Source organism: Stenotrophomonas pictorum JCM 9942, assembly GCF_001431585.1.
GTDB classification, from domain to species: domain Bacteria; phylum Pseudomonadota; class Gammaproteobacteria; order Xanthomonadales; family Xanthomonadaceae; genus Stenotrophomonas; species Stenotrophomonas pictorum.
In genome coordinates this window covers 1-11,862 of the sequence record NZ_LLXS01000065.1, presented here as the reverse complement: position 1 = coordinate 11,862, position 11,862 = coordinate 1, and the positions used below count along the sequence as shown (strand labels likewise).

Below are 11,862 nucleotides of genomic sequence, written 5' to 3'. Positions count from 1 at the left end.
TTTTTCAACAGAATAGGCCGAAAGCGGACCAACACCAGGTGACGCGGGCCTCCCAGTAAGCGGGATCACAAGCCCGGACGTCCCTTCCAATCCCGTACGCGCACGTTGAAGCCTGGACCTTCGCTGCCATCGACCGCTTCAAACAGACCACGCTGCGCAGCTTGAGGTTCGGCAGGGAATCATTACGAACAAGGCCAGATTTGCGCTAAGCCATTGATATTACGCAGGCACGTAGGTGGAGACTTAGTCGTCGCTGCTAAAAGTTGACGCCGCGCCTCACAAGGTTCTAGGTGGGTGCCTAGCGGCACCCACCTATTTGCCGGTCAATGGCCAGACGATAGCGTGGCGCCCGGCGTTCGATGCTTGCCTAAGCGATCGACCAGCGTCTCACTCGCGTCGTTGAGACCATAGACCTCGACAATCGCGCCATGCTCACGCAGCTTCATTACCACCCGGTCCAGAGCGTCCACGGCGGTCAGATCCCAGAAGTGCGCATCTTTCAGATCGATGATGACGTCCTTGGGAACATCTAGATAGTTGAAGCCGCTCACGAACTGGCCAGCGGAGGCGAAGAACACCTGTCCCTTGACCACATAGACGCTTGACTCTGCGTCTACCTGGGTCATCTCGATGGTGAGCATTTTGCCAACCTTCCGGGTGAAGAACACTGCTGACAGGACGACGCCTGTCAGGACGCCCTTGGCCAGGTCGTGTGTAGCCACGGTGACTATCACGGTGCCAATCATCACCACTGACGAGCTCTTCGGATGGATGGCCAACTCACGCAGCGAGCGCCAGCTAAAGGTACCGATGCTGACCATGATCATCACCGCCACCAATGCTGCCATCGGAATCTGACTCACCAGGCCCGAGCCGTACACCACCAGCAAAAGCAGGACCACGCCGGCGACCAGGCAGGAAAGCCGGCCCCGGCCACCCGATGTGATATTGATCACCGACTGGCCGATCATGGCGCAGCCAGCCATGCCCCCGAAGAACCCGGTGACGGTGTTGGCTAACCCTTGGCCTGCACATTCGCGATTCTTCTGGCTCGGCGTCTCGGTCATGTCTTCCACGATCTGCGCCGTCATCAGCGACTCCAGCAGGCCTACCACCGCCAACGTCGCCGACACCGGCAGCAGAATCTGCAGCGTTTCCCAGGTCAGCGGCACGTTGGGGATCAGAAATACCGGAAGGCTGTCCGGCAGTTCGCCCATGTCGCCGACGGTGCGCACCTCAAACCCGAAGTACATGGAGGCAGCTGTCAAGACGACGATGGCCACCAAGGGCGAAGGAATCGCCTTGGTCAGCAGCGGCAATAGATAGATGATTGCCAAACCCACAGCACAGATCGCGTAGACCGGCCAAGGCATTCCGATCAGCTCGGGTAGCTGTGCAAGGAAGATCAAGATAGCCAGTGCGTTGACAAAGCCGGTGACCACCGAGCGTGATACAAAGCGCATCAGCGAGCCCAGTCGCATAGCACCGGCAATCATTTGCAGCACGCCTGCCAAGATCGTCGCCGCGAACAAGTACTGGATGCCATGATCCTTGACCAGGGTGACCATCAACAAGGCCATGGCGCCGGTCGCGGCCGAGATCATGCCAGGGCGACCACCGGCGATGGCGGTGATGACTGCGATGCAGAACGAGGCATACAAGCCCACTTTGGGGTCGACGCCGGCGATGATGGAAAACGCGATGGCCTCGGGAATCAGGGCCAGTGCAACGACGATGCCGGACAGTAAGTCGCCACGGATATTGCCGAGCCATTGCTGGCGCAGGGGATAGATTGCAGACATAGAAAATGATCTCCGCGCACGGCAGTGCGCGCCAAACGAAGGAAACAGGCACCCTTTCCAGACGTTACTGTCTGGATCGCTCTTCAATCAGGCGTCAGGGTGGAGTCATCGCTGGTGGATCATCAGGTTAGAGAATCGATATTGTAAGTCTAGAGCGAAGTGTTGGCGAGCGGAGCAGAGCATAGGAAGGTGTGCGTCTCGCTCATATTTGCTACCGCTAGCGCCAGGCACGGCATATGATCCCAAGGTGTTACGCCGAGTGAACTGTCAGACCACGCGCCTTCCCTCCTGATCGATCACCACCTCACCATCTTCCTTGGTAAACGGCCTGTCCACCGCTGGAAGGATGTCGAGTACGACTTCTGATGGCCGGCAAAGACGGATACCCGCCTCCGTTTGCACGAATGGGCGATTGATCAGTATCGGGTGCGCTAGCATGGCATCGAGCAAGGCATCGTCGCTGAGTGCGGCATCGCCCAGCCCCAGCTCGTCATGCGGCGTGCCCTTCTGCCGGATCGCATCACGCACCTTCAAGCCAGCTCCGGAAATCAGCTCGATAAGACGCACTCGGCTAGGCGGGTTGGTCAGGTAATCAATCACCTCGGGCTCAATCCCGGCGTGTCGAATCAAGGCGAGAGTGTTCCGCGAGGTGCCGCACTTCGGATTGTGGTAAATGACAGCGTTCATGCGCTTTCCTCTTGGTTCAACGCGGCTTCCAGCACGCCTGCGGCGGCTGCCAGCGCCGCCGCTTCAACAGCGCCTTTGCGCTCGCTGTAGCGATCCACCAGGTAGTCGCTGCGCCCGCGCACCAGCAGAGTGAACTTGACCAGTTCCTCCATCACGTCCACCACCCGATCGTAGTACGCCGATGGCTTCATACGCCCGTCGTCATCGAACTCCTGCCAGGCTTTGGCGACCGACGATTGGTTGGGGATCGTCACCATCCGCATCCAGCGGCCGAGCACGCGCAGCGTGTTGACCACGTTGAAGGACTGCGAGCCGCCGCAGACCTGCATCACTGCCAGCGTGCGGCCTTGGGTGGGTCGAACGCTGCCTTCTTCCAGCGGCAGCCAGTCGATCTGGTTCTTGAATACAGCGGTAAGGGTGCCGTGGCGTTCGGGGCTGACCCACACGTGGCCTTCGGACCACAGTGAGGCCTGGCGCAGCTCCTGAACCTTGGGGTGGGTAGCTGGCACCGAGTCCAGCATCGGCAGCTCATGCGGGTCGAACAAGCGGGTTTCCGCTCCGAGCTGTTCCAGTAGCCGCTGCGCCTCCAGCGCCAGCTTGCGGCTGAACGACTGCGGGCGCAGCGACCCGTACAAGATCAGGATGCGCGGGCGATGCTGCTGCTCGCCCGGATCACTGAGCTTGGCGGCCGTAGGAATGTCCAAGGCGCCCGGAACCACGTTGGGAATCTGCTGCATGGGGGTTGTCCTGCCAATTCGATTCGAATATTCTAGAATCATGGAACATAAAAACGCAACCCACGCTCTTGCTGCCCTGGGCCATGCCACCCGCCTGTCGATCTTCCGCCTGCTGGTGCAGGCCGGCAGCGGCGGCAAGCTGGCCGGCGACATCGCCCAAGCGCTCGCCTTGCCTGGCGCCACACTTTCCTTCCATCTGAAGGAACTGCTGGCTGCCGGCCTGATCAGCGCCGAGCAACGTGGCCGGACCATCTGCTACCGGGCCGAGTTTGTGGCGATGAACGAGCTGCTGGCCTACCTCACCGAAAACTGCTGTGCCGACGAACAGTCCTGCGAACGCCCCGCTGGCTGCTGACCAACCCTACCTTAGAGATCGCTCAAATGACCCGTCGCGTCTTGTTCTTGTGTACCGGTAATTCCGCTCGGAGCGTGTTGGCCGAATCGACCCTGAAAAAATGGGGCGAAGGCCGCTACGAGTCCTTCAGCGCGGGCAGCCAACCAGCCGGTCGTGTCAACCCGTTCGCGATCGCCCAGCTGCAGCGCGAGGGCTTCCCGGTGGACGGCCTGCGCAGCAAGTCGTGGGACGAGTTCGCCGAAGCTGATGCCGCCCCGATGGATCTGATCGTCACCGTCTGCGACAGCGCGGCGGCCGAGGCTTGCCCGGTGGTGTTTGGCGACTTTGTGCGGGTGCATTGGGGCCTGTTCGATCCGGCCGGTGTTGAAGGCTCGGACGAACAGAAGGCCGAAGCCTTCGATCGCGCGCATCAGATCATCAAGGCGCGCCTGAAGGCTTTCCTCGACATCCCCGACAACGCATGGGACGACCGCGACGCGCTCAAGGCCCAGCTCGAGCCGATCGCGCAGATCAACTGACCGTCTTTCCGGAAAATGCCATGACCACTGATACCTCCCGCCTGTCCTTCCTGGACCGGTACCTCACGCTCTGGATCTTCGCCGCCATGGCGCTGGGCGTCGGCCTGGGGGCGTTGTTCGAGGGCGCGCCCAGCGCGTTGAACAGCCTCTCCATAGGGTCGACCAACATCCCGATCGCAATCGGCCTGATCCTGATGATGTATCCGCCGCTGGCCAAGGTGAAGTACGAAGAACTGCCGCGGGTTTTCGCTGACAAGCGCGTGTTGATGCTCTCGCTGCTGCAGAACTGGATCATCGGCCCGTTCCTGATGTTCGGCCTGGCCGTGCTGTTCCTGCGCGACTACCCCGAATACATGACCGGCCTGATCCTGATCGGGCTGGCCCGCTGCATCGCGATGGTGCTGGTGTGGAACCAACTCGCCCGTGGCGACGCCCAGTATGTTGCTGGACTGGTGGCATTCAACTCGATCTTCCAGATCGCGCTGTTCAGCCTCTACGCGTGGTTCTTCCTGTCTTGGTTGCCGCCGGTGTTCGGTCTGCAGGGCAGCGTCATCGATGTTAGTTTCTGGACCATCGCCGAGGCTGTTCTGATCTACCTTGGCATCCCGTTCCTGGCCGGTTTCCTCACCAGTCGATGGCTGAAGGCGCGTAAGGGTGTGCGCTGGTATGAAGAGAAATTCCTGCCTGCAATCAGTCCGATAACCCTTGCCGCATTGCTGTTTACTATCGTGGCGATGTTCAGTCTGAAGGGCGGCGACGTGCTGCGAATTCCGATGGACGCAGTACGCATCGCGATTCCGCTGACGCTGTACTTCATCATCCAGTTCGTCATCAGCTTCTTCATGGGCAAGCTGATCGCCAAAGACTACCCCCGCACCACCGCGATCGCGTTCACTGCAGCAGGCAACAACTTCGAACTGGCGATCGCCGTGGCCATCGCGGCTTTCGGCCTGGCCTCGCCGGTCGCATTCGCCGCTGTCATCGGCCCACTCGTGGAAGTGCCGGTGCTGATCCTGCTGGTCCACGTCGCCTTGCGGCTGGGCAAACGCTACTTTCCTGCCGATGCACGGAGCCGCTGAGCCATGAGCACCACCCGACACATTCCATTGCTGATCCTTGGTTCCGGCCCGGCCGGCTGGACCGCCGCCGTCTACGCCGCCCGCGCCAACCTCAAGCCGGTGGTGATCACCGGCCTGCAACAGGGGGGGCAGCTGATGACCACCACGGAAGTGGACAACTGGCCGGGTGATGCCCATGGGCTGATGGGCCCGGACCTGATGACTCGCATGCAGGCGCATGCCGAGCGCTTCAAGACCGAGGTCATCTTCGACCACATCCACACTGCCGACCTGTCCCAGCGCCCGTTCAGGCTGATCGGCGACAGCGCCGAGTACACCTGCGACGCGCTGATCATCGCCACTGGCGCCACCGCCAAGTACCTGGGCATCCCGACCGAAGATCAATTCAAGGGCCGCGGCGTTTCCGCCTGCGCCACCTGCGACGGCTTCTTCTACCGTGACCAGGACGTGGTAGTGGTGGGCGGCGGCAACACCGCCGTGGAAGAAGCGCTGTACCTGTCCAACATCGCCCGCAAGGTCTACCTGATCCATCGCCGCGACACCCTGAAGGCGGAAAAGATCATGCAGGACAAGCTATTCGCCAAGGTTGAAGCCGGCAAGATCGAAACCGTCTGGCACCACCAGGTGGAGGAAGTGCTGGGCAACGAGGCCGGCGTGACCGGCGTGCGCGTGAAGTCGACCCTAGACGGCAGTACCCGCGACCTCGATGCACACGGGTTCTTCGTGGCCATCGGCCACCACCCGAACACCCAGCTGTTCGACGGCCAGTTGGCGATGAACAACGGCTACCTGGACATCCGCTCGGGCCTTGGCGGCAATGCGACCCAGACCTCGGTGGAAGGCGTGTTCGCCGCCGGCGATGTGGCCGACCAGCACTACCGCCAAGCGATCACCTCGGCCGGCTTCGGCTGCATGGCCGCGCTGGACGCCGAGCGTTACTTGGATGCACTCAATATCTCCGACCAGCAGCACAAGAACGCCGCCTGAGTGCTGCAGCGCGAGGAAGTCCAGATGGACAGCATCGATGTGGTGGTAATTGGAGGCGGTCAGGCCGGGCTGGCGGCCGGTTACTTCCTGCGTCGCAGCGGGCTGTCCTATGTGATTCTTGATGCCGAAACGTCTCCTGGCGGGGCGTGGCAGCATGCGTGGGAATCCTTGCATCTGTTCTCGCCGGCGGGCTGGAGCTCGATTCCCGGTTGGCCGATGCCTGCCACTCGGGAACCGTACCCGTCGCAGGCGGAAGTACTGGACTACCTCGCGTGCTACGAGCACAAATATGCGCTGCCGGTCATCCGTCCCGTGCAGGTGGAACGCATCAGCCGTTCGGGGAAACGGCTGCTGGTGGAAGCAGATGACGGCCGACAGTGGCACACACGCGCAGTGATTAGCGCCACAGGTACCTGGCGGCGTCCCTACACGCCCGGCTATGAAGGTTTGGACGCATTCGGCGGTGTGCAGCTGCACTCGGCCCACTACAGCCATCCCGAACCCTTCGCCGGAACGCGCGTGGCCATCATCGGTGGCGGCAACTCAGGCGCACAGATTCTGGCCGAGGTATCCAAGGTGGCCGAGACCACCTGGATCACCCAGCGGGAGCCAGCCTTTCTCGCCGACGATGTGGACGGGCGCGTTCTATTCGCACGCGCAACCGAGAAGTGGAGGGCTCAGCAGGAAGGACGCGAGCCGAATGTTCCAGAGGGTGGTTTTGGCGACATCGTCATGGTGCCGCCGGTGGTGGACGCACGGCGCCGCGGTGTACTGGTTTCCATGACGCCACCCGTCCGTTTCACCGCCACCGGCATGCAGTGGGCAGATGGCAGCGAACGCAACTTCGACGCGGTGATCTGGTGCACCGGCTTCCGGCCGGCCTTGTCGCACCTGGAAGGACTGGGTCTGGTCAACGCCCAAGGTCGGATCGACGTGGATGACACCAAGGTTCGTTCGATCGCAGAGCCATCGGTCTGGCTGCTGGGCTATGGCGACTGGAATGGTGCCGCGTCAGCCACGCTGATCGGCGTGACCCGTTATGCGCGGGAGGTAGTGAGACAAGTTACAGCCTGTTGCGCAGCTGCGTGTGGCTAGTCGGCAAAGAACATCCGCTGGGGTGCCAGTATCCCAACAAAGTCCCGCTCTGGCGGGACTTTTGCTTTGGAGGCCTCTTGAATCGTCATCTGAATAGCCACCTGTCATCAGGTTGTCATACAGAAGGGGGAGCATCTCAATCTGTCGACATATCTCGACATATCGACATATGCAACGGGAGAATCTCCATGGCCCAACCCCAACGTGTTCTGGACTTCGATTACTTCGAGCGACGCTCCTTGAGCGCGTCGATGTCCATCGACCACGCATTGGATGCCCTTTCGGCACTCAGCAATGGGGCGCGCCTGGTGATTTTCCGCACGCTGGTGAACCACGAGCCGGAAGGCCTCACGGCCGGAGTCCTGACCGACATGATGGGGATGCGCCACAACACGCTTTCCAACCACTTAGCAGTGCTTAGTCGCGGCGGGTTGATCTGCGGAACCCGCGAAGGGCGGTTCGTGCGCTACCGCGCCTGCCTGGACGGAATGCATGGGCTGTTGGGATTCCTGCTCGACGACTGCTGCGGCGGACGGTCTGAGCTGTGCCTTCAGCCGCACCCGACCGATCCTGCCTGCGACTGTGTGGCGGAGGTGCCGGCTCCGCCCAGACTTTTCAAATAGTCCTGCCCCATCCAGCTGGGGAGCTCGGTGGGCAAATACCAATAGCACCCAAGAACATCCGAACATAGGAGATTCTCAATGTATCTACGTCTCACTCTTCTTGCGGCAGCCACGCTCTCCATCGTCGCGTGCTCGCCCTCCAATACGCCGGCCGCTTCGGAGCAGAACGGCAATTCCGCGGCGGGCAAAACAGCCGAGATCAGCGGCATGGTGAGCACGGACGGTTCGTCGACCGTGTTTCCCGTCACCGAAGCGATGGCCGAAGAGTTCCAGAAAGAAAATGCCGGCATCAACGTAACGGTCGGCATGTCAGGAACCGGTGGCGGCTTCAAGAAGTTCTGTCGCGGTGAAACCGACATCTCCAATGCGTCGCGCCCGATCAAGGGTGAGGAGAAGGAAGCCTGCAAGGCCGCTGGCGTGGAGTACATCGAGCTTCCAGTCGCGATGGACGCTTTGACAGTCGTGGTCAACCCACAGAACACCTGGGCCAATGACCTCACCGTCGACGAACTGAAGGCCATGTGGGTGCCTGAAGCACAGGGCAAGATCACCAACTGGAACCAGATTCGTCCGAGCTTCCCGGACAAGCCGCTGGTCCTCTACGGTGCAGGTACCGATTCGGGAACCTACGACTATTTCACCGCCGCCATCGTTGGCAAGGAGCACTCCAGTCGCGGCGATTACACGGCCTCCGAGGACGACAACGTGCTGGTGCAGGGAGTCTCGGGTGATGCCAATGCACTGGGGTTCTTCGGTCTGGCCTACTACGAGGAAAACGCCGGCAAGCTCAAGGCAGTAGGCATCAAGACCAACGCCGCAGCCCAAGCGGTCGCGCCCAGCGTGGAAACCGCACGCTCTGGCCAGTATCAGCCTCTGTCGCGCCCGATCTTCATCTACGTAAGCAAGAAGGCCGCCGAAACCAAGCCCGAAGTCGCGCGCTTTGTCGAGTTCTATCTGGACTCCAAGCACTCCGAAGGATTGGTGCAGGAGGTGGGCTATGTACCGCTACCGGAGAACGCGTTGGCCGCAATGCGCGAGCGCTTTGCAAAGCGGGAGATTGGCACCGGCTTCACTGGCTCGAAGATTGGCGTTTCCATCGACGAGCTGCTGAAAGAGAAGCTGGTTTACTGACAATCATGGTCGGCGCGCACAGCGATGTGCGCGCCGGCTGAGGCCGTCTGATGAAAAGTAGTAGTTCCTTCCTCGATGTGGGTCCTGTCCCGCTTCAGCCAAGCGACGCATTTTTGCGCCGCCGACATGCCATCGACACACGCATTCGCCTGGTATTGTTTGTCGCAGCGGCGCTATCAGTTCTGGTCACCTTCGGCATCCTCTACGTCCTACTCAGTGAGAGCTTGAAGTTCTTCACCCAGGTGTCCGTCGTGGACTTCCTGACCGATACGCAGTGGACGCCCGTCTTCGAAGAGAAGCACTTCGGGATCATGACACTACTGTCGGGTACGCTGATGACCACGGCCATTGCCTTGGTTGTTGCCGTGCCTGCCGGCACGATTCTCGCGTTGTATCTCAGCGAGTTCGCCAAGCCCAGACTCCGCGAAGTGGTAAAGCCGTTCCTCGAGCTCATTGCAGGCGTACCAACGGTCGCTTTTGGGTACTTCGCTCTGCTGTTCTTGACGCCCATCTTTCAATCCTTCATCCCGGGTCTGGCACGCTTCAACCTGCTCGTGTCTGGGGTGGTCATCGGCATCATGATCTTGCCCTACATCGTATCCATGAGCGAAGACGCTATGCGCGCCGTGCCTGATTCGCTGCGTGAGGGGGCATACGCACTCGGATTCACCCGCCTTCAGACCGGATTGAAGGTGGTGACGCCAGCTGCGCTCTCGGGCGTCACCGCCGCTTACCTGCTCGGAATGTCGCGCGCGGTCGGCGAGACTATGGTAGTGGCTATCGCTGCCGGCCAGCAGGCCAGGATAGCGACCAATCCGCTCGAGGGTGCAGCAACTATCACCTCATACATCGTGCAGTTGAGCATGGGCGATCTTCCACATGAGTCGATTGCCTATCAGACCATCTTCGCCGCCGGACTGACGCTTTTCGCACTTACGTTCAGTTTCAACCTCTTCGCCTTCTGGCTCCGCAAGCGCTACCGGGAGGCCTACTGATGCGCGACCACATCGAGCCCATGGGCCTTGACGATGCTGCAATTACACGGCGCGCACGAGTTTCAGACTTGTGCTTCACCGTGCTCGGGCTGCTGGTACTGTTCCTGACCCTGACCATTCTGATGGCGCTTGTAGCCGACTTCGTAGTCGACGGCGCGGCCAGACTCACTCCAGACTTTTTCACCAACTTCCCCTCTCGCCGACCTGAGTCTGCCGGTATTCTCTCGGCTTGGATCGGTACTTGCCTTGTCATGCTGGTGACCGGGGTCCTTGCCGTGCCGGTGGGGGTCGCCGCAGGCGTCTATCTTGAGGAATACGCCCCGAAGCACTGGGTCACCGACTTTATTGAGGTCAATGTCACCAACCTTGCTGGCGTTCCTTCGATCATTTTCGGACTGCTGGCACTGGGCCTCTTCGTCCAAATGTTCGGGCTCGGCCAAACGATCCTGGTCGCGGGCATGACGCTTGCTCTGCTGATCCTGCCCATCATCATTGTCGCGACCCGCGAGTCACTGCGCGCCATTCCTCAAGACATCCGCGAGGCTGCTTTCGGGCTGGGGGCAGATCAGTGGCAGACCGTCAGCATCTTTCTACTTCCCGCCGCGCGTCCGGGAATCCTGACTGGCGCCATCGTGGGCATGTCGCGGGCCATTGGCGAAACCGCGCCGATCATCACCATCGGCGCACTGACCTTCATTGCCTTCCTGCCGCCATCACCAATCCAGGCATCTGCTCCCTTCATCAGTTTTGAATGGCTCAGCTCCCCCTTCACCGTGATGCCCATCCAGATGTTCAACTGGGTGTCGCGACCGCAGGCTGGCTTTCACGTGAATGCAGCTGCCGCCGGGCTGGTGCTGCTGGGTATGACCCTGCTGATGAACGGCTTTGCAATCTGGCTGCGATACCGCCTTCGCCGCCGCCTGCGGTGATCCACGGAGACAACATGAATCACTCGACCATCTCAATTCCGGTTCCCGTGGCCGAACGCACCTCAACCCCCGCGCACGATGCGACGGTGCGTGCTGAGGTTCGTGGGCTTGACTTCCATTACGACAAGTTCCACGCGCTGAAGGACATCAACCTGTCGATCGGCAGCAATCAGGTCACTGCGCTGATCGGCCCCTCGGGCTGCGGCAAAAGTACGCTACTGCGCTGCTTCAACCGGATGCATGACCTGTATCCGAACAACCGGTACTCCGGCGCGATCACCCTCATGCCGGAGAACCTGAATATCGTAGGGCCGGATGTGGACCCGATGCGCGTGAGGCTGCGCATTGGCATGGTTTTTCAGAAGCCAAATCCGTTCCCGAAATCGATCTTTGACAACGTGGCCTCAGGGATCATGATTCGCGGTGTGCGCAACAAATCAGTTGTCACTGAGCATGTCGAACGCGCATTGCGCGGAGCGGCCCTCTGGGATGAGGTGAAGGACAGGCTGGGTAAGTCAGCATTCGAGTTGTCCGGCGGTCAGCAGCAGCGTCTGTGCATAGCCAGGGCGCTGGCGCCCAACCCCGAGATCATTCTCTTTGATGAACCCACATCTGCACTCGATCCCATTGCAACTGCGCGGATTGAAGAGCTGATCGACGAGTTGCGTGCGCAGTACACCATCGTCATTGTTACCCACAACATGCAGCAGGCTGCGCGGATCTCGGACAGGACGGCATTCATGCACATGGGACAGCTCATTGAGAGTGGCCCTACGGCGGAGTTTTTTACTAATCCGAAAGAGCAGAAGACCCACGAGTACATGGTAATCCCCCCGCAAAACCAGCGCAGTGAGAAGTAGAAGTTTTCGAAGGAAAATTTCTACCATGAAGAAGTCCCGATTCACCGACAGCCAGATCATCGAG

13 protein-coding genes are annotated in these 11,862 nt (G+C 60.5%); 10 read left to right on the top strand and 3 right to left on the bottom strand.

From position 1 onward, the window contains the following. Nucleotides 1-323: 323 nt before the first annotated feature. The 3 genes from ARC78_RS15385 to arsH form a co-directional block, all read right to left on the bottom strand. Nucleotides 324-1,802: a SulP family inorganic anion transporter gene (locus ARC78_RS15385; RefSeq protein WP_054658166.1), complete on the bottom strand. Its 1,479-nt coding sequence runs from the start codon at nt 1,800-1,802 to the stop codon at nt 324-326. A gap of 267 nt (nt 1,803-2,069) precedes the next feature. After that, nucleotides 2,070-2,489, bottom strand: a complete 420-nt coding sequence (gene arsC / locus ARC78_RS15380) for an arsenate reductase (glutaredoxin) (protein WP_054658164.1) — start codon at nt 2,487-2,489, stop codon at nt 2,070-2,072. Further along, the gene (gene arsH, locus ARC78_RS15375) at nt 2,486-3,226 is read right to left on the bottom strand and encodes an arsenical resistance protein ArsH (RefSeq protein ID WP_057506595.1); all 741 of its coding nucleotides are present in this window, start codon (nt 3,224-3,226) and stop codon (nt 2,486-2,488) included. Before arsH ends, arsC begins: the two co-directional genes overlap by 4 nt. A gap of 40 nt (nt 3,227-3,266) precedes the next feature. Here arsH and ARC78_RS15370 point away from each other — a divergent pair, with 40 nt between their 5' ends. The 10 genes from ARC78_RS15370 to pstB all read left to right on the top strand — a co-directional run bounded on the left by ARC78_RS15370 (nt 3,267) and on the right by pstB (nt 11,798). Then, nucleotides 3,267-3,581, top strand: a complete 315-nt coding sequence (locus ARC78_RS15370; protein WP_054658162.1) for an ArsR/SmtB family transcription factor — start codon at nt 3,267-3,269, stop codon at nt 3,579-3,581. 26 nt (nt 3,582-3,607) lie between these two features. After that, a complete protein-coding gene (locus ARC78_RS15365; protein WP_057506594.1) occupies nt 3,608-4,099 on the top strand; it encodes an arsenate reductase ArsC in 492 nt (163 codons plus the stop codon). Nucleotides 4,100-4,119: 20 nt separating this feature from the next. Beyond that, nucleotides 4,120-5,178, top strand: coding sequence for an ACR3 family arsenite efflux transporter (gene arsB, locus ARC78_RS15360; RefSeq protein ID WP_054658160.1), 1,059 nt, complete (start codon nt 4,120-4,122; stop codon nt 5,176-5,178). Between the two features lie 3 nt (nt 5,179-5,181). Further along, complete coding sequence (gene trxB, locus ARC78_RS15355) at nt 5,182-6,165, top strand: thioredoxin-disulfide reductase (protein WP_054658158.1); 984 nt, start codon at nt 5,182-5,184, stop codon at nt 6,163-6,165. A 24-nt stretch (nt 6,166-6,189) separates the two neighbouring features. Further along, complete coding sequence (locus ARC78_RS15350) at nt 6,190-7,260, top strand: ArsO family NAD(P)H-dependent flavin-containing monooxygenase (protein ID WP_054658176.1); 1,071 nt, start codon at nt 6,190-6,192, stop codon at nt 7,258-7,260. Nucleotides 7,261-7,448: 188 nt separating this feature from the next. Continuing rightward, a complete protein-coding gene (locus ARC78_RS15345; RefSeq protein ID WP_089153137.1) occupies nt 7,449-7,883 on the top strand; it encodes an ArsR/SmtB family transcription factor in 435 nt (144 codons plus the stop codon). Nucleotides 7,884-7,961: 78 nt separating this feature from the next. Beyond that, on the top strand, nt 7,962-9,014 hold the full coding sequence (locus ARC78_RS15340; RefSeq protein WP_054658156.1) for a PstS family phosphate ABC transporter substrate-binding protein: 1,053 nt from the start codon (nt 7,962-7,964) through the stop codon (nt 9,012-9,014). Nucleotides 9,015-9,064: 50 nt separating this feature from the next. Next, nucleotides 9,065-10,009, top strand: a complete 945-nt coding sequence (gene pstC / locus ARC78_RS15335) for a phosphate ABC transporter permease subunit PstC (RefSeq protein ID WP_172675046.1) — start codon at nt 9,065-9,067, stop codon at nt 10,007-10,009. Beyond that, the gene (gene pstA / locus ARC78_RS15330; RefSeq protein WP_082332067.1) at nt 10,009-10,938 is read left to right on the top strand and encodes a phosphate ABC transporter permease PstA; all 930 of its coding nucleotides are present in this window, start codon (nt 10,009-10,011) and stop codon (nt 10,936-10,938) included. The genes pstC and pstA overlap by 1 nt, the downstream gene beginning before the upstream one ends. 14 nt (nt 10,939-10,952) lie before the next feature. After that, the gene (pstB, locus tag ARC78_RS15325; protein WP_241772766.1) at nt 10,953-11,798 is read left to right on the top strand and encodes a phosphate ABC transporter ATP-binding protein PstB; all 846 of its coding nucleotides are present in this window, start codon (nt 10,953-10,955) and stop codon (nt 11,796-11,798) included. The last annotated feature ends 64 nt before the right edge of the window (nt 11,799-11,862 follow it).